21 protein-coding genes are annotated in these 18,569 nt (G+C 64.6%); 14 read left to right on the top strand and 7 right to left on the bottom strand.

Annotated features, from left to right (window positions below; genetic code table 11):
- Nucleotides 1–67: 67 nt before the first annotated feature.
- Both ACE10W_RS04080 and ACE10W_RS04075 read right to left on the bottom strand, forming a co-directional pair.
- Nucleotides 68–565: a pilus assembly protein N-terminal domain-containing protein gene (locus ACE10W_RS04080; RefSeq protein WP_011084261.1), complete on the bottom strand. Its 498-nt coding sequence runs from the start codon at nt 563–565 to the stop codon at nt 68–70.
- Between the two features lie 154 nt (nt 566–719).
- Nucleotides 720–1,547 (bottom strand): sterol desaturase family protein, encoded by an 828-nt coding sequence (locus tag ACE10W_RS04075; RefSeq protein ID WP_011084260.1) that lies wholly within the window; start codon nt 1,545–1,547, stop codon nt 720–722.
- Between the two features lie 268 nt (nt 1,548–1,815).
- Here ACE10W_RS04075 and ACE10W_RS04070 point away from each other — a divergent pair, with 268 nt between their 5' ends.
- The 10 genes from ACE10W_RS04070 (at nt 1,816) to ACE10W_RS04025 (ending at nt 10,742) form a co-directional block, all read left to right on the top strand.
- Nucleotides 1,816–1,980, top strand: a complete 165-nt coding sequence (locus ACE10W_RS04070) for a Flp family type IVb pilin (RefSeq protein WP_011084259.1) — start codon at nt 1,816–1,818, stop codon at nt 1,978–1,980.
- A gap of 70 nt (nt 1,981–2,050) precedes the next feature.
- The gene (locus ACE10W_RS04065) at nt 2,051–2,197 is read left to right on the top strand and encodes a hypothetical protein (protein ID WP_304550841.1); all 147 of its coding nucleotides are present in this window, start codon (nt 2,051–2,053) and stop codon (nt 2,195–2,197) included.
- A gap of 122 nt (nt 2,198–2,319) precedes the next feature.
- Nucleotides 2,320–2,844, top strand: a complete 525-nt coding sequence (locus ACE10W_RS04060) for a prepilin peptidase (protein WP_060909182.1) — start codon at nt 2,320–2,322, stop codon at nt 2,842–2,844.
- A gap of 127 nt (nt 2,845–2,971) precedes the next feature.
- Nucleotides 2,972–3,772, top strand: coding sequence for a Flp pilus assembly protein CpaB (gene cpaB, locus ACE10W_RS04055; protein ID WP_304550840.1), 801 nt, complete (start codon nt 2,972–2,974; stop codon nt 3,770–3,772).
- Nucleotides 3,773–3,783: 11 nt separating this feature from the next.
- Nucleotides 3,784–5,259 (top strand): type II and III secretion system protein family protein, encoded by a 1,476-nt coding sequence (locus tag ACE10W_RS04050; protein WP_028173504.1) that lies wholly within the window; start codon nt 3,784–3,786, stop codon nt 5,257–5,259.
- A 20-nt stretch (nt 5,260–5,279) separates the two neighbouring features.
- Nucleotides 5,280–6,014, top strand: a complete 735-nt coding sequence (locus ACE10W_RS04045; protein ID WP_161536623.1) for a CpaD family pilus assembly protein — start codon at nt 5,280–5,282, stop codon at nt 6,012–6,014.
- On the top strand, nt 6,011–7,279 hold the full coding sequence (locus tag ACE10W_RS04040) for an AAA family ATPase (protein WP_011084254.1): 1,269 nt from the start codon (nt 6,011–6,013) through the stop codon (nt 7,277–7,279). Before ACE10W_RS04045 ends, ACE10W_RS04040 begins: the two co-directional genes overlap by 4 nt.
- Before the next feature lie 21 nt (nt 7,280–7,300).
- Complete coding sequence (locus ACE10W_RS04035) at nt 7,301–8,764, top strand: CpaF family protein (RefSeq protein WP_011084253.1); 1,464 nt, start codon at nt 7,301–7,303, stop codon at nt 8,762–8,764.
- Nucleotides 8,765–8,780: 16 nt separating this feature from the next.
- The gene (locus ACE10W_RS04030) at nt 8,781–9,758 is read left to right on the top strand and encodes a type II secretion system F family protein (RefSeq protein WP_028173506.1); all 978 of its coding nucleotides are present in this window, start codon (nt 8,781–8,783) and stop codon (nt 9,756–9,758) included.
- 9 nt (nt 9,759–9,767) lie between these two features.
- The gene (locus ACE10W_RS04025) at nt 9,768–10,742 is read left to right on the top strand and encodes a type II secretion system F family protein (protein ID WP_011084251.1); all 975 of its coding nucleotides are present in this window, start codon (nt 9,768–9,770) and stop codon (nt 10,740–10,742) included.
- A gap of 62 nt (nt 10,743–10,804) precedes the next feature.
- Here the strand turns inward: ACE10W_RS04025 and ACE10W_RS04020 are convergent, their stop codons facing one another.
- Nucleotides 10,805–11,620, bottom strand: coding sequence for a tetratricopeptide repeat protein (locus ACE10W_RS04020; protein ID WP_028173507.1), 816 nt, complete (start codon nt 11,618–11,620; stop codon nt 10,805–10,807).
- A gap of 203 nt (nt 11,621–11,823) precedes the next feature.
- Nucleotides 11,824–12,027, bottom strand: coding sequence for a hypothetical protein (locus ACE10W_RS04015; RefSeq protein WP_011084249.1), 204 nt, complete (start codon nt 12,025–12,027; stop codon nt 11,824–11,826).
- Between the two features lie 204 nt (nt 12,028–12,231).
- Here ACE10W_RS04015 and ACE10W_RS04010 point away from each other — a divergent pair, with 204 nt between their 5' ends.
- Together ACE10W_RS04010 and ACE10W_RS04005 are read left to right on the top strand one after the other, a co-directional pair.
- A complete protein-coding gene (locus ACE10W_RS04010) occupies nt 12,232–13,605 on the top strand; it encodes a M17 family metallopeptidase (protein ID WP_304550839.1) in 1,374 nt (457 codons plus the stop codon).
- Nucleotides 13,598–14,452, top strand: a complete 855-nt coding sequence (locus ACE10W_RS04005) for a C40 family peptidase (RefSeq protein ID WP_304550838.1) — start codon at nt 13,598–13,600, stop codon at nt 14,450–14,452. Before ACE10W_RS04010 ends, ACE10W_RS04005 begins: the two co-directional genes overlap by 8 nt.
- 10 nt (nt 14,453–14,462) lie before the next feature.
- Here the strand turns inward: ACE10W_RS04005 and ACE10W_RS04000 are convergent, their stop codons facing one another.
- Both ACE10W_RS04000 and ACE10W_RS03995 read right to left on the bottom strand, forming a co-directional pair.
- Nucleotides 14,463–15,572, bottom strand: coding sequence for an IS630 family transposase (locus tag ACE10W_RS04000; RefSeq protein ID WP_304548173.1), 1,110 nt, complete (start codon nt 15,570–15,572; stop codon nt 14,463–14,465).
- Nucleotides 15,573–15,755: 183 nt separating this feature from the next.
- The gene (locus tag ACE10W_RS03995; protein WP_304550837.1) at nt 15,756–16,004 is read right to left on the bottom strand and encodes a hypothetical protein; all 249 of its coding nucleotides are present in this window, start codon (nt 16,002–16,004) and stop codon (nt 15,756–15,758) included.
- Nucleotides 16,005–16,290: 286 nt separating this feature from the next.
- Here ACE10W_RS03995 and ACE10W_RS03990 point away from each other — a divergent pair, with 286 nt between their 5' ends.
- Nucleotides 16,291–16,572: a hypothetical protein gene (locus ACE10W_RS03990; protein ID WP_082755581.1), complete on the top strand. Its 282-nt coding sequence runs from the start codon at nt 16,291–16,293 to the stop codon at nt 16,570–16,572.
- 37 nt (nt 16,573–16,609) lie between these two features.
- Nucleotides 16,610–16,840: a hypothetical protein gene (locus ACE10W_RS03985; RefSeq protein WP_304550836.1), complete on the top strand. Its 231-nt coding sequence runs from the start codon at nt 16,610–16,612 to the stop codon at nt 16,838–16,840.
- A gap of 87 nt (nt 16,841–16,927) precedes the next feature.
- Here the strand turns inward: ACE10W_RS03985 and ACE10W_RS03980 are convergent, their stop codons facing one another.
- The gene (locus ACE10W_RS03980; protein WP_038965361.1) at nt 16,928–18,565 is read right to left on the bottom strand and encodes an ABC transporter ATP-binding protein; all 1,638 of its coding nucleotides are present in this window, start codon (nt 18,563–18,565) and stop codon (nt 16,928–16,930) included.
- Nucleotides 18,566–18,569 lie beyond the last annotated feature (4 nt).

Genomic DNA, 18,569 nt, shown 5'->3' with positions numbered 1-18,569 from the left:
AACGCAACAGAAAAGGCCGTGCGCGACGCACGGCCTTTTTTCATGTTCGAAGAACGGGGCGGTCCTGCTAGTTGGTCTTGGCGCCCGCGCCGGCGTTGCCGCTGGCATTGCTGCTCAGCGAACCGGCCTGGCTCATCGTGGTGTTGAAGAAGTTGTCGCTGTCGCCCAGCGTCACGCGACGCTGGCAAATCGGCATGCAGCTATAGGACTCACGCTCGACCCCGCGGTAGACGGTGACGAGCCGGTCGCTCGGACCTTCGACCTGGATCTGGCGGTCGACCAGGATCTCGCCGCCCCTGTCGAGCGCGATGAAATTGGTGGCGCCGTAGCCCTTCCCGGTCACGACGATCATGCCGCCGGGCTGGAGCGTGACGTCGGCGATCAGGGGATTGCCGACCACGATGGTCGCAACCTTGCCGGGCAGCCGGACCAGCTTGGCCTGGTCGACATTGACGGCGATGGTATCGGCGGTGGATTCGGCAAGACCGGCAGCCGGCGATGCCAGCACCGCGGCCGCAACCAGAAGACACACGCGCGCATGGCGGCGCAGCAGTTCTTTACGCATACTCTTACCCCCGGGACGTCACAAACCGGCAGAAGCGATTGATACAGCGGAGCCGGTGCCCGACCGCGCTAACCTGCCCTCAATTCGTGAACGTTCCGCAAATTCGCCGACTATTGTTTGAGCGGACTGGCGTTTTAAAGTCCTCGCGGTCGTGCTAGCGGCGGAACGGATAAGCGAGCTGGCCCGCGATCTCCCTGGGCATGGTCGCTTCGTCCTTGCCGTAATCCTGCGGCAGTTGCCCCTCCGGCATGCGGAAGGTGCCGAACAGCACGTCCCAGAGCGGGAAGGTCCCGGCGAAATTGGTGTCGCCGCCCTCCTCGAGCGAGGTGTGGTGCCAGCGGTGGAACACCGGCGTCGCCAGCACGTATTTGAACGGTCCGAAGGTCCAGTTCAGATTGGCGTGCACGAAGGCCGAGTGGAAGGTCGTGAACGGGGCAAGCCAGATCATGACATTCGGGGAAATGCCGGCCATCAGCAGCACGACGTCGACCCCGATCGAGCCGAGCACGAGATTGACGGGATGGAAGCGGGCCGCCGAAATCCAGCTGATCTCCTCCGAGGAGTGATGGATCGCGTGATACTTCCAGAACTCGCCGCCGTGGAACAACCGGTGCAGCCAGTACAGCATGAAATCCGACAGGACCAGGAAGAGGACAGCCTGGGCCCAGAGTGGCAATAGCGCCAGCGGGCCGTGGCCATTGTCGTAGAAGGCGATGAGACCGTCGGCATCGTGGATGTTGAAGAGGAGACTCGCGCCGACGATCAAGAGCCCGATCCGCATGGTGCGGGCGAACACCGGAACGAAGAACCAATAGCAGATGTCGGTGACGATCTCCCGCTTGCGCCACCAGGGCGTGCCGGGATTGCAGGCCCAGAAATGCTCGAGCACGGTGAAGACCGCCGCGAGCGCGAGGGTGATGGGGACCACCTTCGCGATGGTCTCGCCGAGCATCAGGGCGACTTGCATGGGCAGGCTCGACATCGTCGCCTCTCTTCCGGATTGCTGGTCCTCCTCCTACGCCTACTCCGCGAAATTTAAGGGAGGGTGAAGCCGGCGACGCACTTGCGGTACGTTAGAACCGCAGCGAATTCCAGCGGGCTTTAAGGCGAAATTCACTCTGGGCAAAAGCATCGCGCAGGGATCGGGTTTGCACGATCGAATTAACTCTACCGAAAGAGCTCGGCTTTCATGCTCATAGCGTCAAAGACAGCGCCGAACGAGGCGATCCAACCCCAGATGGAGTTTGTTCATGAAGAACCTGATTGCGCGTTTCGCCAAGGATGAATCCGGCGCCACCGCCATCGAATACGGCCTGATCGCCGCCGGCATCGCGCTGGCCATCATCACCGTCGTCAACAACCTCGGCAGCACGCTGAACACCAAGTTCACCTCGATCAGCACCTCGCTGAAGTAAGCGACCGACAGGCGACGGCAAAAGCCCCGGACATCCGGGGCCTTTGTTTTTCTGAGTACGGCGAGTTCCAGTGGCGTCACGCAAGTACAGAACCGATGCCGCGGTTGCGGCGAGCGAGGCGGAGGCGGCGCAGACCAGCTCGCCGGCCTACTGGGTCTGCCTTGCACTGCTGCTTGCGACGCTCGCACTCGCCGCGCGCATTGCCAGCCTCTGGTGAGCACGCCTCGCCCGATCCGCCCTGTCGAGGCCACAGCCGCCGTTGTCGGTTTGTTTAGCTCTGCAGGGTAGCATCGGGCGACGCCAGATATCGCGACGAACCCAGGCCTCAAGACGCAGCCCATGATCCTCGACCTTGCGCGCCTTCTGCTCTTCCCGGCCCTGATGGCGTTCGCCGCCGCGAGCGATCTCTTCACGATGACGATCTCGAACCGCGTCTCGCTGGCGCTGGTCGCAGGCTTCTTCGCGCTCGCCCTCTCCGGTGGCATGGCACCTTACGAGATGCTGGGCCATGTCGGCGCCGGCGCGCTTGTCCTGGTCGTGGCCTTCACCTGCTTTGCGATGGGCTGGGTCGGCGGCGGCGACGCCAAGGTCGCGGCCTCCGTCGCGCTCTGGTTCGGCTTCGCGCCATTGATGAACTTCCTGCTCTACGCCTCGCTGTTCGGCGGAGCGCTGACGCTGCTCCTGCTCCAGTTCCGGCAATGGCCGCTGCCCTACGGCCTCGCGGGCCAGGCCTGGCTTGCGCGACTGCACGCCAAGGAGAGCGGCATTCCCTATGGCATCGCGCTCGCACTGAGCGCGCTGATGGTCTACCCGGAAACCGAGTGGGTGAAGGCGATCGACCTCGCTCATCTCGCACTGCGTTGAACGCTCCGGGTAAACCAGGCGTTAAGGCGATTTAGATACGCCTCATTAACCATGCTTTGACGAATAGCTGGTCAACTGCCGATTACGGCGGCGGCTGCGTCGCGGCGTTTGTTGGAAAGTGAAGCGTATGAATAGGGCACGCATTGTCGTCCTGACGGTCGCCATCTGCGCCGGCGGTGTCGCCGCGTACCTGGCGAGCGGCTCGGACAATTCTGCGCCGCCTCCGGCGGCTCCGGTCGCGCAGCTTCCAACCGTCGACGTGCTGGTGGCCAAGAACGACATCGGCCTCGGCCAGACTGTGAAACCGGAAGACGTGCAATGGCAGACCTGGCCGGCCGCGACCGCCAGCGCCACCTTCATCCGCCGCAACGAGCGCCCCGAGGGCGTGACCCAGGTGACCGGCTCGATCGCGCGCGCCCCCTTCATCCAGGGTGAGCCGATCCGCGACCAGAAACTGGTCAAGGCCGAAGGCTCCGGCTTCATGGCGGCAATCCTGCCCACCGGCATGCGCGCGATCTCGACCGAGATCTCGCCGGAGACCGGCGCAGGCGGCTTCATCCTGCCCAACGATCGCGTCGACGTGCTTCTGACGCGCCGCCTCAAGAACCCGGACCCGAGCAACGGCGCCCCCGATATCGTCACGTCCGAGATCATCCTGGCCAACATCCGCGTCCTGGCCATCGACCAGGCGCCGAAGGAGAAGGACGGCCAGAATACGGTGGTCGGCAAGACCGCCACCCTCGAGCTCAACCCCACGCAGACGGCGACGCTTTCCGCCGCCCGCCAGAGCGGCACGCTGTCGCTGGCGCTGCGCAGCATCGTCGACGTCAAGATGAGCGAGATCACGCTCGATGATCCCGCACAGAGGCGCGATGGCGTTTCGATCATTCGCTACGGTATCCCAAGCTCGACGGCGAAGGCACGATGAGGTCAGTCGATATGAAATGCAGGGCAGATTTGGCGACGATGCGAACCTCAATGGTCCGCGCCCTGTCGTTTTCGGCCGCCCTCGCGCTGGTGCTCAACCCGGCACTGACCCCCGTGGTCGCCGCCGACTACCGCCCCGCAGCGCCGGTCGCGGCCGACGGCCAGATGAACGCGCGCTTCCTCTCGCTCGGCGTCGGCAAGTCCATCGTGATCGACCTTCCGCGCGACATCAAGGATGTGCTGGTCGCCGACCCCAAGATCGCCAATGCGGTGGTCCGCTCGTCGCAGCGCGCCTACATCATCGGCGCCGCGGTCGGGCAGACCAACATCGTGTTCTTCGATTCCGCCGGCCAGCAGATCGCGGCCTATGACATCGCGGTCAAGCGTGACCTCAACGGCGTGCGCGCCGCGCTGAAGCAGATCCTGCCCAATTCCGACATCCAGATCGACGGCCTCGGCGAAGGCATCGTGCTGACCGGCACGGCGGCGAATCCGATGGAAGCGCAGCAGGCCAACGATCTCGCCGCGCGCCTCGCCGGCGGCGCCGACAAGGTCGTGAACTCGATCGTGGTCCGCGGCCGCGACCAGGTCATGCTCAAGGTGACGGTCGCCGAAGTCGCGCGCAGCATCGTCAAGCAGCTCGGCATCGACCTCACCGCCAACCTCAACTACGGCACCTCCGTGGTGACCTTCAGCAACTCCAACCCGTTCACCGCTCTCGGCAAAAATCTGGTGGACGGCAACAGTCTGACCACGAAGTTCGGCGCGACGCCGTCGGTGCAGGCCACCCTGCGCGCGATGGAGACCGCCGGCGTGATCCGGACGCTGGCCGAGCCGAACCTGACCGCGATCTCCGGCGAGTCGGCGACCTTCATCGCCGGCGGTGAATTCCCGGTACCGGCGGGCTATGCGTGCGATCCCACGACGCATGTCTGTACAACCCAGATCAGCTTCAAGAAGTTCGGCATCTCGCTCAACTTCACGCCCGTGGTGCTGACCGAGGGCAAGATCAGCCTGCGGGTGATGACCGAGGTCTCGGAACTGTCGAACGAGAATGCGATCACGCTGTCGCAGGCCGTGACCTCGACGTCGGTGAACTCGCTCACGGTGCCTTCGATCAAGACCCGCCGGGCGGAGACGTCGCTGGAGATTCCCTCCGGCGGCGCGATGGCGATGGCCGGCCTGATCCAGCAGCAGACCAAGCAGGCGGTCAGCGGGCTGCCGGGCCTGATGCAGCTCCCGATCCTCGGCACGCTGTTCCGCAGCCGCGACTTCGTCAACAACGCGACCGAGCTGGTCGTGATCGTGACGCCCTATATCGTTCGCGCGGTGGCGCAAAAGGATCTGTCGCGGCCGGATGACGGATTCTCCGCGCCTGCCGATCCGCAGGTCGAGCTGCTCGGCAACATCAACCGCATCTACGGCGTGCCTGGCCGGACCGAGCCGGGCCGGAACTACCGCGGCACCTACGGCTTCATCACCGACTAAGGCGGAACGGGGACTTCGTTATGACCACAAGACCACCCCAGATTCGCAGAGGCGCCATCGGCTTCGGTGGCGCGCTCGTCGGCATCGCGCTTGCGCTCGGCGGCTGCCAGCACGACGAAGCGGTCACCGCCTCCATTCCCGACAGCTACAAGCAGCGTCATCCGATCGCGATCGAGGAGCAGAACCGCTCGATCGTCGTCTTCGTCGGCCACGCCCGCGGCGGGTTGACCGCGGCCCAGCGCGCCGACGTGATGGGCCTGGCATCGGCCTGGCTGCATGAGGGCACCGGCGCCATCCATATCGACGTGCCGTCCGGCACGCCCAACGCGCGTCCGGTCGCGGAGTCGATGCGTGAGATCCAGGCGATGCTGGCGGCGGCGGGCGTTCCGCCGCGCGGCATCATCGCCCGCCCCTACCAGCCGGAAGACAAGCGCTTCCTGCCGCCGATCCGGCTGACCTATTCCAAGATCGCCGCAGTCGCGGGCCCCTGCGGCCTGTGGCCGGAGGACATCGGCCCCTCGATGAAGAACAAGGGCTGGTTCGAGAACAAGGAATACTACAATTACGGCTGCGCCTATCAGCGCAACCTCGCAGCCATGGTCGACAATCCCTCGGACCTCGAGCAGCCGCGGCCGGAGACACCTTCCTATACGACACGGCGCACCGCCGCGTTCGAGAAGTATCGCAAGGGAGTACCGACGGCGGTCTCCTATCCTGAGGCCGACAGGGCCAAACTCAGCGACACCGGCAAATGATCAGCTACGCCAGGCAAACACACGAAGAGCAGCCGGAAGCAGCTCCGCCGCCGGCCGAGGAGCATATCGCGCCTGCGCCGCGCGTCTCGGTCCAGGCCTTCTGCGAGACCGTGGAAACTGCTGCCGCGGTACAGTCGGCCGGCGAGGATCGCCGTCTCGGCAAGGCCCACCTGAAGATCCAGATGGGCGGCATGGCGGCTGCGGTCGAAGCCTACCGCTCGGCGCCCACGCCGAACGTGATCGTGCTCGAGAGCGACGGCCGCAACGACCTCCTGGGCGGGCTCGACCAGCTCGCCACCGTCTGCGACGCCGGCACCCGCGTGGTCGTGATCGGCCGCATCAACGACGTCATGCTCTATCGCGAGCTGGTGCGCCGCGGCGTCAGCGACTACGTGCTCGCGCCGGTTGGCGCGATCGACGTCGTGCGCTCGATCTGCAACCTGTTCTCCGCGCCGGAAGCCAAGGCGGTCGGCCGCATCATCGCCGTGGTCGGCGCCAAGGGCGGCGTCGGCGCGTCCACCATCTCCCATAACGTCGCCTGGGCGATCGCGCGCGACCTCGCGATGGACGCGGTCGTCGCCGATCTCGACCTCGCCTTCGGCACCGCCGGGCTCGACTACAACCAGGACCCGCCGCAAGGCATTGCGGACGCCGTGTTCTCGCCCGATCGCGTCGATACCGCCTTCATCGACCGCCTGCTGTCGAAATGCACCGACCACCTCAGCCTGCTGGCGGCGCCGGCGACGCTGGACCGGGTCTATGATTTCGGCACCGACGCCTTCGATTCCGTGTTCGACACGCTGCGCTCCACCATGCCCTGCATCGTGCTCGACATCCCGCACCAATGGTCGGGCTGGACCAAGCGCGCTCTGATCGGGGCGGATGACATCCTGATCGTGGCGGCGCCCGACCTCGCCAATTTGCGCAATACCAAGAACCTGTTCGACCTGCTGAAGGCCTCGCGCCCCAACGACCGGCCGCCGCTCTACTGCCTGAACCAGGTCGGAGTGCCGAAACGTCCCGAAATCGCCGCTACGGAGTTCGCCAAGGCGATCGAGAGCCAGCCGGTCGTCTCGATCCCGTTCGAGCCGCAGATCTTCGGCTCGGCGGCCAACAACGGCCAGATGATCGCGGAGATCTCCGCCAACCACAAATCGATCGAGATGTTCCTCCAGATCGCCCAGCGCCTGACCGGCCGCAGCGAAACGAAGAAACAAAAGTCGTCCCTGCTTTCACCCCTGATTGATAAGTTGCGGGGAAAATAAGCCGCCGCATGGAGTCGTTAAGTGTTCGGTAAGCGTAGCGGAACAGACACCGACCTTCGGGCCCCGAAGCCCGGCGCCGTGTCGCCAGAGCCTGCCCCGGCTCTGGCGCCGACGGTGTCGCGCGCGCCGCCCCCGCCGGCCGTCGCCTCGCCGCCGCTTGCCCCGGCGAGGCCTGCGCCGGCGATGGAAACCCGCCGCTCGGACAATTACTACGAGGTCAAGGCGACCATCTTCGGCGCGCTGATCGAGGCCATCGACCTCGCCCAGCTCGCCAAGCTCGATTCGGAATCGGCCCGCGAGGAAATCCGCGACATCGTCAACGAGATCATCGCGATCAAGAACATCGTGATGTCGATCGCCGAGCAGGAAGAGCTGCTCGACGACATCTGCAACGACGTGCTCGGCTACGGCCCGCTGGAGCCGCTGTTGTCGCGCGACGACATCGCCGACATCATGGTCAACGGCGCCAACACCGTCTACATCGAAGTCGGCGGCAAGATCCAGCGCACCGGTATCCGCTTCCGCGACAACCAGCAGCTCCTCAACATCTGCCAGCGCATCGTCAGCCAGGTCGGCCGGCGCGTCGACGAATCCTCGCCGATCTGCGACGCGCGCCTTGCCGATGGCTCCCGTGTCAACGCGATCGTGCCGCCGCTGTCGATCGACGGGCCCGCACTCACCATCCGCAAGTTCAAGAAGGACAAGCTGACCCTGGATCAGCTCGTCAAGTTCGGCGCAATCTCGCCGGAGGGCGCCGAGATCCTCCAGATCATCGGCCGCGTCCGCTGCAACGTGCTGATCTCCGGCGGTACCGGCTCGGGCAAGACCACGCTGCTCAACTGCCTCACCAACTACATCGAGCACGACGAGCGCATCATCACCTGCGAGGACGCGGCCGAGCTTCAGCTCCAGCAGCCCCACGTGGTGCGGCTCGAAACCCGCCCGCCCAACATCGAGGGCGAGGGCCAGATCACCATGCGCGAGCTGGTGCGCAACTGCCTGCGTATGCGCCCCGAACGCATCATCGTCGGCGAGGTCCGCGGACCCGAGGCGTTCGACCTGCTTCAGGCCATGAACACCGGCCATGACGGCTCGATGGGCACGCTGCACGCCAACAACCCGCGCGAGGCGCTGTCGCGCTGCGAATCCATGATCACGATGGGCGGCTTCTCGCTGCCGTCGCGGACCATCCGCGAGATGATCTGCGCCTCGATCGACGTCATCGTCCAGGCCGCGCGCCTGCGCGACGGCTCGCGCCGCATCACGCACATCACCGAGGTGATGGGCATGGAAGGCGACACCATCATCACCCAGGACATCTTCCTCTACGACATGATCGGCGAGGACGCGAACGGCAAGATCATCGGGCGGCACCGCTCGACCGGCATCGGCCGTCCGAAGTTCTGGGAACGCGCTCGCTATTACGGCGACGAGAAGCGCCTTGCCGCCGCACTCGATGCGGCGGAAGTGGCGCCAACGACGTGAGCAGGTCAGCGCCGCCATGAACATGCAGGTCCTCGCCCTCGCGTTCCTCGCCACCGCCGCTGTCGGCGGCATCGCCTGGGTCTTCCTCTATCCGTTGCTGTCCGGGGAGCGGAAGGCGGAAAACCGCCGTGCCTCGATCGCGCGCGCCGACGCGCCCGCGGCCAAGCAGACCGAAAAGAGCCAGCGCTCGCGCCGTGAGCAGGTCGAGACTTCGCTGAAGGATCTCGAGGCACGACGTCAGCAGGAGAAGAGCGTTCCGCTCAACATCCGCCTGTCGCAGGCGGGGCTGGACTGGACGCCGCAGAAATTCTGGATCGTGTCCGCCGTCGTGGCGGGCGTGCTGTTCGTAGCCGCCATGTTCGTCGGTGGCGGCCTGCTCGGCGGCGCCGGCCTCGCCTTCGCCGGCGGCTTCGGCTTGCCGCGCTGGGCACTCAGCTTCCTGAAGAAGCGCCGCGAAAGCAAATTCCTGGCCGCGCTGCCCGACGCCGTCGACGTGATCGTCCGCGGCATCAAGGCGGGCCTGCCGCTGTTCGAATCGATCAAGGTGGTCGCCGCCGATTCGCCCGAGCCGCTGCGCAGCGAGTTCCTGGCCATCATCGAGACGCAGGCGATCGGCATGCCGCTCGGCGAAGCCTGCTCGCGCCTCTACGATCGCATGCCGCTGCCGGAAGCCAATTTCTTCGGCATCGTCATCTCGATCCAGCAGAAGTCGGGCGGCAACCTCTCCGAAGCGCTGGGCAACCTCTCCAAGGTGCTGCGCGACCGCAAGAAGATGAGGGAAAAGATCCAGGCGATGTCGATGGAGGCCAAGGCTTCGGCCGCCATCATCGGCTCGCTGCCGCCGATCGTGATGTTTCTCGTCTATCTCACGACGCCGCACTACATCTCCCTGCTGTGGACCCATCCTACCGGCCAGCTCATGCTGGTCGGCTGCGTCGTCTGGATGTCGGTCGGCATCATGGTGATGAAGAAGATGATCAACTTCGATTTCTGACGGTGGCGTATGGTCGAATTTCTGGTTTCGAAACTGCATGACGTCCGTTTCATGACCATGCTGCTGGCGGCCATCGCCGCCAGCGCTACCGTCTATACGCTGGTGATGCCGCTGTTCGCCGGCGAAGGCCTCTCCAAGCGCATGAAGGCGGTGGCGAGCGAGCGCGAGCGGATCCGGCAGCGCGAGCGCGAGCGCCTCAACAAGAGCGAGAAGGTCTCGCTGCGCCAGACCCCGAAGCAGCTCGTCTCCAAGGTCGTCGAGGATTTCAACCTCACCAAATGGCTCGCGCAGGAAGCTGCCCGCGACAAGCTCATCATGGCCGGCTACCGCGGTCAGGCGCCCTACATCACCTTCCTGTTTGCGCGCATGGTCGCTCCGATCACCCTGTTCGTGGGCTCGGTCCTGTACGTGTTCCTGATCGCGCATATGGAGAAACCGGTGCCGGTCAAGATCGGCATCTGCATCGGCGCCGCCTATCTCGGGCTTCAGGCCCCGATGCTGTTCCTCAAGAACGCGATCTCCAAGCGCCAGCTTTCGATCAAGCGCGCCTTTCCCGACGCGCTCGACCTGCTGCTGATCTGCATCGAATCCGGCATGTCGGTCGAAATGGCATTCCGGAAAGTCGCCACCGAAATCGTCGGCCAGTCGATCGCGCTGTCGGAAGAGTTCACGCTGACCACCGCCGAGCTGTCCTATTTGCAGGACCGCAAGGTCGCCTATGAGAACCTGGCGCGGCGCACCGGGCTCGAGGGCGTCAAGTCGGTGTGTCTGGCGCTCCAGCAGGCGGAACGTTACGGCACTCCGCTCGGACATTCCCTGCGCGTCATGGCGCAGGAAAACCGCGACATGCGCATGACCGAGGCCGAGAAGAAGGCCGCTGCGCTGCCGCCGAAGCTGACGGTGCCGATGATCCTGTTCTTCCTGCCGGTGCTGTTCGTCGTCATTCTCGGGCCGACCGGCATCAAGATCTCCGAGATGCAGTGACGCAAGACTTGAGCCGCGTGCGGTTCGCGCGAGCGGCTTCAGGATGAGACGATCGGGTCGGATCAGTCGGGTCGGCTGAGCGCGGCGACGGGCGTCCGCTTCGGTGCGCCGCGTGGGACGTCGCTGCGGCTCAGCATTTCCTTGAGATAGGCGACGTTGGCTGCGGCCTGCTCCGGCGGCAGGTCCGCCTTCACGATAGTCTCGGCTTCGGCAAAGCGGCCCTGGAGACCGACGACCAGGCCGAGATTCTGCCGCACCCGCGCGCTCGCGCGCGGCGAGGCGTAGGCCTGCCGCAACGCCTCTTCGGCCTTGGGAAGGTCTCTCGACAGCATGTAGGACAGGCCGAGATTGGACAGCACGCCGGGATCGCCCGGCGCGATCTTCAGCGCGCTCGCATAATAGGAACGCGCCTCATCGTGACGGCCCATCTGATCGAGCGCCGTGCCCTGCACCGAGAGCAGACGCCAGTCCGGATTGTCGGGTGAATGCGCTTTCGACAGCACGTCGAAGGCCTGCTGGAAATTGCCGTTGTCGGCGAGTGCACGGCCGTACTGGGCGAGCAGCGCCTTGTTGCCGGGATTGGCGATGGTCGCCTGCTCGAGAACGGCGGCGGCCTGGGCGCGCTGGCCGTTGGCGCGCAAGGCCTGACCATAGCCGAGCGCGGCCTCGGCGTCCTTGGGATTGGCACGGTAACGCTCGCCATAGACTTCGACGGCGCCTGCGGGATCGCTTGGAGGGGGGGCCTCCGCGCGCGACCCGATCGATCCGGTGACGTCGGAGAGCTTTGACATTGCCGTGCAGCCGCCGAGGCTCATGGCCACCACCGCAACGAGCGAGGCAGATGCGAGAAGCCGGGCAGGACTGAACCGTTGACGCATGACGCTTTGACTCTCGAGCGGATGGATCGAGCCGAACGCGCCAGCAATAGACTGTTAACCCTAATGGCCGGTTAACGCCGGGATGCCCCTCACGACGGCGTCTGCGGCGGCACCTCTCCGCCGAGACCGAGGTCGAGGCCGAACGCCTTCACCTGCTCGTTCAGGTCTGGAGATCTGCCCGTCGCCGGTTTCGTTTCACCCGATCAATATTCGATGGCAAGCCGCTTGCGGATTTCGTCGACGCGCTTGTCGAGCGCGTCGAAGCGCGCATGGACGGAGCGGTCGTGGAGATAGAAGACGTAGCCGCCGGCAAGGAACGCGAAGATCCAATGATGATGCTCGACATAGCTGAAAATCGCCTCGACGACCTGGCCGATGAAAGTGACCATACTCCACACGACGTCCATTGCATTTCCTCCCGGCAGGCTTCGCTTTCGGCCACCGGCGATCTCCTTGCACCTGGCGGCCGTTGCCGGAACCTAGCATGGCCCCCTTGCTGCGAGTAGCCGCTCGCTCAACGGTGACGGCAAAGCCGATTGCGGCCACCGCAAAACTCTGCGAAGTCTCCCTCATCCGCATAACCAGCTTGATCTGACGACCTGGACCCGCCAATGCCTTCTGTCTTCGAGACGTCGCCGACCGCCATCCCGATCACCTTCGTCACCAAGTCGAGCTGGGATCAGGTCGCCGAGACGCTGCCGCCGGCGCAACGCCAGTTCGCCACGGCGAACGCCTTCGCCGCCAAGCCGGGCGGCTATCTCGCCCTGCCCGCCCCCGACGGTACGATCGCGCAAGTGCTGTTCGGCCTCGAGGACGAGGGCGCAAGATCCCGCGACCTGTTCCGGCCGGGCGCCCTGCCCGGCCTGTTGCCGCCGGGCACCTATCGCTTTGCCAATGCACCGCACGATGCACGGCTCGCCGCACTCGCCTTCGCGCTCGGCTGCTACCGCTTCGCCCGCTACCGCAAGGCGGATAGCCCCGATGTCCGCCTGGTGCCGCCTGACGGCGTCGACGCCGTCGAGATCAGCCGCATGGCCGATGCCGCGATGCTGGCGCGCGACCTCATCAACACGCCGTCCAACGACATGGGGCCGGAGGAGCTCGCCGCAGCCGCCCAAGAGCTCGCCAGCGAATTCGGCGCGAGCTTTGCCTGCACCATCGGCGAGGATCTGAGGACGGATTTTCCCCTGATTCACGCCGTCGGTATGGCCTCGGACCGCGCGCCGCGACTGATCGACATCGGCTGGGGCGATCCCGCCCATCCCAAGGTGACGCTGGTCGGCAAGGGCGTGTGCTTCGACACCGGCGGGCTCGACCTGAAGCCGTCGAGCGGCATGCTGATCATGAAGAAGGACATGGGCGGCGCCGCCAACGTTCTGGCGCTCGCGCGCATGGTGATGGACGCGAAGCTGAAGGTCCGGCTGCGCGTGCTGATTCCGGCGGTCGAGAATGCGGTCGCCGGCAATGCCTTCCGCCCGCTCGACATTTTTACATCGCGCAAGGGGATCACGGTCGAGATCGGCAACACGGATGCTGAAGGGCGGCTGGTGCTCGCCGATGCCCTGGCGCTCGCCGACGAGGAGAAGCCCGACCTGCTGATCGATCTCGGCACGCTGACGGGAGCTGCACGCGTCGCGCTGGGGCCGGATTTACCGCCCTTTTACACCAATGATGAGACGCTTGCCGCCGACGTCGCGCGCTGCGCCGTCAAGGAGAACGATCCGTTGTGGCGCATGCCGCTGTGGCCGGCCTACGATGCGTGGCTGGACTCCAAGACCGCCACCATCACCAACGCACCGTCCGGCGGCTTTGCCGGCTCGATCACCTGCGCGCTGTTCCTGCAACGCTTCGTCGAGCAGGCCAAGAGCTGGCTGCATGTCGACATCTATGGCTGGACGCCGTCGGCGAAGCCTGCGCGCCCCGAAGGCGGCGAGTGCCAGGCCGCGCGCGCCATCTACACATTGCTGAGCGAGCGCTATGCATGATCCAGGACACGATCCAAGGCTGACACCGGCGCGGGCCGACCTCGCCGCCAAATATCTCGAAGGCAAGGTGCAGGCGGAGCGTTTCGTCACCGGCGAGGAATTCGAGGTGACGGACGCAATTGCAGCGGTGCGCGAACAGCCGTCCTCGGACGCGATGCTGATGACGGAGGCGCTGCGCGGCGAGCGCGTCACGGTCTACGATCGCAATGGCGAGGGCTGGGCCTGGGGCCAGCTGGGAAGTGACGGCTATGTCGGCTGGCTTCCCGATGCGGCGCTCACGAAGCCGACGGCCGCCCCGACGCACAAGGTCAGCGCGCTGCGGACGTTTGCGTTCCCGGGCCCCTCGATCAAGCTGCCGCCAGCCGGCACGCTCGTGATGGGATCGAAGATTGCGGTGGCGCGCGAGGACGGCAGCTTCGCGGTGACGCGCGACGGAGCTTATCTGCCGAAGGCGCATCTCGGCCCGCTCGATCATCGCGAGCCGGACTTCGTTGCGGTGGCCGAACGCTTCGTCGGCACGCCCTACCTCTGGGGCGGCAAGAGCAGCCTCGGCATCGATTGCTCGGGTCTCGTGCAGGTCTCGCTGACGGCGGCCGGCACCGGCTGCCCGCGCGACAGCGACATGCAGCAGGCCGGCCTTGGACGAGCCCTGGAGCCTCACGGGCAGAGCAAGCTGCAACGCGGCGACCTAATCTTCTGGAAGGGCCACGTCGCCATCGTCCGCGACGCCGGCACCATGGTTCACGCCAACGCGCATCATATGGCGACGGTGATCGAGCCGATCGAGCCGGCCATTGCACGGATCAAGCAGGCCGGCAGCGAGGTCGTGGCGATCAAGCGGCTCTAGTCACGTGAATCTAAAGTTCGCCACATAAAGTCTGCTGGGCTTTGTGGCAGAAGCGTTTGACGGAAGCCAAGATCTGGTCTGCGGACTTGGTCCATTTGAAGGGCTTCGGGTTATTGTTGTGCAGTTCGATGAAGGTACGGATGTCGGCCTCGAGTTGCCTGACGGAGGTGTGAACACCTCGCTGGATTTGCTTTCTGGTGAGCTCAGCGAACCAGCGCTCGATCTGATTGATCCATGACGCGGAAGTCGGCGTGAAGTGGACATGATAGTGCGGCCGGCGAGCGAGCCACGCTTTGATCTTGGGTGTCTTGTGGGTGGCGTAGTTGTCCATGATGATATGGACAGCGAGCCCCTCAGGGATTTGAGCGTCGATCTCTTTGAGGAACTTCAAGAACTCGACCGCCCGATGGCGCTTGTAGCATTTGCCAATGACAAAGCCGGAAGCGACATCGAGCGCGGCAAACAGCGTGGTCGTACCATGCCGCACATAGCTGTGGGTGCGACGTTCCGGCACGCCCGGCATCATCGGCAGGACCGGCTGCTCGCGATCCAGGGCCTGGATCTGGCTCTTCTCGTCGATGCTGAGGACAAGGGCTCGGTTCGGTGGGGACAGGTAAAGCCCGACAATATCGCGCACCTTATCGACGAATAGGGGATCGCTCGACAGCTTGAATGTCTGGCTGCGGTGCGGCTGCAAGCCGAACGCCGTCCACATTCGGCGGATCGTGGTGTGAGAAAAGCCAGTTTCGGCGGCCATCGAGCGGATCGACCAGTGCGTCGCGTCGCGCGGCGTCGTACGCAATGTCCGCTCGATTACCTCAGCAACCTGATCGTCGTTGATGGTTCGAGGACGGCCAGGGCGGGCTTCGTCAAGCAGGCCATCACAGCGGTCCTTCAAAAATCGGCGGCGCCACTTGCCAACCGTGTGTTCGTGGAGGCCGAGTTCGGCAGCTACCGACTTGCTTGGCAAGCCATCCGCACACCGCAGGATCGCGCGGCAGCGCTCAGATAGCGATCGGGCAACGCGATGACGACGAACCTGCCTCTCCAAGTACGCCCGCTCCTGCGGGCTAAGAACCAGCGGCGCGATCGGCCGGCCTCGCTCACCTGCATTCGCCACGAGCTCTCTCCTCTGTAGAGATTCGAGCTATCAACTAATGTGACGAACTTGCGTTCCAGATGACTAGGGCGTGTGCTCATAATTCACCGCTAATTTGCCGCGTCCGCTTTACTCTCCGAAGGCGACGTTGAAACCGGTATGGCCGAATGTCGGTCTTGGAAGCGGATCCGCATCTGATGGATGTCAGACGTCGCCACGTTGCTTGGGCACATTACCGGCGCTGGCCTTCGGCTTGGAAATCGGAGGGATGCAGCTGCCGAAGCGTGGATCGAGCGGATCGTAACGCGACTTTGTTCGCACGACGATATACAGCGCCGCCAGCGCGAAGGAACCGAGCAGCAGCAGCATCCACACAGGTGGCCTTGCGATCAAAAGCACCGTTGCTCCAACCAGTAGCAAGACAACGGTGCCAGAAGACAGCTTTGAAGCCATCACCGCCTCCGCGGTAAGCTCGACGGCCAGATATTACCGTGGATATCGACATATTTGAGCGAAGCGGGCTGCGACACTCCAGCGCAGAGAGAACCGGAAGTCTCGTACGTTCCCCAGGCTCATTTTCCAGGGAATACACGCACGATCATTCGGGCAACCCGTCACTCGAAAGGCAACCCGCCCCGGCTGATAGGCATCTCGCGGCGCAACTACGGAACAACGTTACAATTGGGAGAATTGCGGAACGAAACATGTCGTCAGTCTTTCTGCCTTTGGGAGGTGCCCCATGAGTTCTCAGGCCAGAGAAGGCGCGTGTGCGTTCGCTTGGCGGAACTACCTGCTGCTCCACAGCGGCATCAGCGAGAATGATAACAGGCGTTCCGCCCTCTATCGCTACATCGCCAGTCTTCGCGATACCGGCGAAGATGATTTCGATCTCCTGCAAATCGCCGCAGTCGCCTACTTGAAAAAACTGGATGAATTGCATGACGACCAATGTGCGCGACTCGCGGCAGATCAAGTTTTGGCCGAGTGTTTGGAAGCACGCAATTCACAACCCGAGAGGTGACTTTAGGCCATAACACCAGCGCGAAGGAGCGAACAGCATGGCAGACAAGACCGTTACTGCAAACCATCTCGCGAGCGACCCACAACGGCGCATCGCCGCAGCGACAGCAATCGGCATGAATGCCTTGATGCCGATGATCCACTTTCAGGTCTCAATGCTGAGGATGTGGGCCGATAGTATTGAGAAGCTCGCGGGCAATTACGAAAAGAAGTTGGAAGAAACAGCGACCACGGTCGAGGAACAATTAGACAAGGAACGCGCCGCGTAGATCAACGCAACTGGTAGGTGCGGTCCGCTTCGGCCACCAGCAGAAGCGTCCCTGGGGCTCGCGCTGTCGCGCGACCGGAATGCCGGGCTACGTCGCCACCGATCCATTCCCGGCCGTCTCCAGCCGGAAGGCTGCCGCGAACAGCGCGCGCGTGTAATCGCTCTTCGGGTTCTTGAACAGCTCGGCCGCCTGCCCCTCCTCGACCACCTTGCCGCCGCGCATCACGATCAGATGGCTGGCGAGCGAGGCGACGACGCGCAAATCGTGCGAGATGAACATGTAGGTGAGATCGCGCTTGCGCTGCAGCTCGCGCAACAGATCGACCATCTGCGCCTGGAACAGCATGTCGAGCGCGCTGGTCGGCTCGTCCAGCACGACGAAATCCGGCTCCAGCACCACCGCGCGCGCGATCGAGATGCGCTGGCGCTGGCCACCGGAAAACTCATGCGGATAGCGGTAGCGGGTGTCTGGTTTCAGTCCGACATCCTCGAGCGCCTTGACGACGCGCACCTCACGCTCCTCGCCCGACAGTTTCGGCTGATGCACGGTGAGGCCTTCGGCGATGATGTCGGCGACCGACATGCGCGGGCTGAGCGAGCCGAACGGATCCTGGAACACGATCTGCATGTCGCGCCGGAAGGGCCGCATCTCCTTGAAGCGCAGGCCCTGGATGTCTCTCCCCAGGAACACGATGCGCCCGTTCGAGGAGATCAGCCGCAGCAGCGCCAGCCCCAGCGTGGTCTTGCCCGAGCCGGATTCGCCGACGACGCCGAGCGTCTCGCCCTTGCGCACGGCGAGGCTGACGCCGTCGACCGCCTTGATGTGGCCGACCGTCTTGCGCATCAAGCCGCGCTTGATCGGAAACCACACTTTCAGATCGTCGGCCGACATCACCACCGGCGCATTCGGCTGCGGCGGCGCGGGATCCGGCTTCGGCTCGGCCGCGAGCAGGTCGCGCGTATAGGGATGCTTCGGCGTCTTGAACACCTGCTCGACCGGCCCCTGCTCGACGATCTCGCCGCTCTTCATGACGCAAACGTGGTCGGCGATGCGGCGCACGATGCCGAGATCATGGGTGATGAAGAGCAGGCTCATGCCGAGCCGCGCGCGGATCTCGGCGAGCAGCGCCAGGATCTGCGCCTGCACGGTGACGTCGAGCGCCGTGGTCGGCTCGTCGGCGATCAGCAGATCGGGCTCGTTGGCGAGCGCCATCGCGATCATCACGCGCTGGCGCTGGCCTCCTGAGAGCTGGTGCGGATAGCTGTTGAGCCGCGTCTCCGGATCGGGGATGCCGACCTGGGTCAGCAGCTCCAGCGTCCGCTTGCGCGCCAGCGCGTTGCTGGTGGGATTGTGCAGCTGGATGATCTCGCCGATCTGCGCCTCGATCGTGTGCAGCGGATTGAGCGAGGTCATCGGCTCCTGGAAGATGATGGAGATGTCGCTGCCGCGGACCTCCCGCATCTGCTGCTCGGACTGGTCGATCAGCTCCTGTCCCTTGAAGCGGATGCTTCCCGAGGGATGCGAGGCGTTCGGATAGGGCAGCAGCTTCAGGATCGAGAGCGCGCTCACGGACTTGCCGGAGCCGGATTCGCCGACCAGCGCCAGGCATTCGCCGCGCTTGATCTGGAACGAGACCTTGTCGACCGCGAGTGTCGTGGCACCCCCCTGGTGGAAGGCCACCGAAAGGTCGCGCACGGCAAGCAGGGGCTGGTTGATCGCGTCCATTGGC

It is taken from the genome of Bradyrhizobium sp. B025, assembly GCF_042257955.1.
GTDB lineage: Bacteria > Pseudomonadota > Alphaproteobacteria > Rhizobiales > Xanthobacteraceae > Bradyrhizobium > Bradyrhizobium diazoefficiens.
Note: the sequence above shows the minus strand (reverse complement) of the source record. Positions and strands in the feature narration are given on the sequence as shown.

Bases quoted from the DNA above. Each gene is read 5' to 3' on its own strand.
- ACE10W_RS04080 (WP_011084261.1), bottom strand. From the start codon at position 565: ATGCGTAAAGAACTGCTGCGCCGCCATGCGCGCGTGTGTCTTCTGGTT.
- ACE10W_RS04075 (WP_011084260.1), bottom strand. From the start codon at position 1,547: ATGTCGAGCCTGCCCATGCAAGTCGCCCTGATGCTCGGCGAGACCATC.
- ACE10W_RS04070 (WP_011084259.1), top strand. From the start codon at position 1,816: ATGAAGAACCTGATTGCGCGTTTCGCCAAGGATGAATCCGGCGCCACC.
- ACE10W_RS04060 (WP_060909182.1), top strand. From the start codon at position 2,320: ATGATCCTCGACCTTGCGCGCCTTCTGCTCTTCCCGGCCCTGATGGCG.
- cpaB (WP_304550840.1), top strand. From the start codon at position 2,972: ATGAATAGGGCACGCATTGTCGTCCTGACGGTCGCCATCTGCGCCGGC.
- ACE10W_RS04050 (WP_028173504.1), top strand. From the start codon at position 3,784: ATGAAATGCAGGGCAGATTTGGCGACGATGCGAACCTCAATGGTCCGC.
- ACE10W_RS04045 (WP_161536623.1), top strand. From the start codon at position 5,280: ATGACCACAAGACCACCCCAGATTCGCAGAGGCGCCATCGGCTTCGGT.
- ACE10W_RS04040 (WP_011084254.1), top strand. From the start codon at position 6,011: ATGATCAGCTACGCCAGGCAAACACACGAAGAGCAGCCGGAAGCAGCT.
- ACE10W_RS04030 (WP_028173506.1), top strand. From the start codon at position 8,781: ATGAACATGCAGGTCCTCGCCCTCGCGTTCCTCGCCACCGCCGCTGTC.
- ACE10W_RS04025 (WP_011084251.1), top strand. From the start codon at position 9,768: ATGGTCGAATTTCTGGTTTCGAAACTGCATGACGTCCGTTTCATGACC.
- ACE10W_RS04020 (WP_028173507.1), bottom strand. From the start codon at position 11,620: ATGCGTCAACGGTTCAGTCCTGCCCGGCTTCTCGCATCTGCCTCGCTC.
- ACE10W_RS04015 (WP_011084249.1), bottom strand. From the start codon at position 12,027: ATGGACGTCGTGTGGAGTATGGTCACTTTCATCGGCCAGGTCGTCGAG.
- ACE10W_RS04010 (WP_304550839.1), top strand. From the start codon at position 12,232: ATGCCTTCTGTCTTCGAGACGTCGCCGACCGCCATCCCGATCACCTTC.
- ACE10W_RS04005 (WP_304550838.1), top strand. From the start codon at position 13,598: ATGCATGATCCAGGACACGATCCAAGGCTGACACCGGCGCGGGCCGAC.
- ACE10W_RS03995 (WP_304550837.1), bottom strand. From the start codon at position 16,004: ATGGCTTCAAAGCTGTCTTCTGGCACCGTTGTCTTGCTACTGGTTGGA.
- ACE10W_RS03990 (WP_082755581.1), top strand. From the start codon at position 16,291: ATGAGTTCTCAGGCCAGAGAAGGCGCGTGTGCGTTCGCTTGGCGGAAC.
- ACE10W_RS03985 (WP_304550836.1), top strand. From the start codon at position 16,610: ATGGCAGACAAGACCGTTACTGCAAACCATCTCGCGAGCGACCCACAA.
- ACE10W_RS03980 (WP_038965361.1), bottom strand. From the start codon at position 18,565: ATGGACGCGATCAACCAGCCCCTGCTTGCCGTGCGCGACCTTTCGGTG.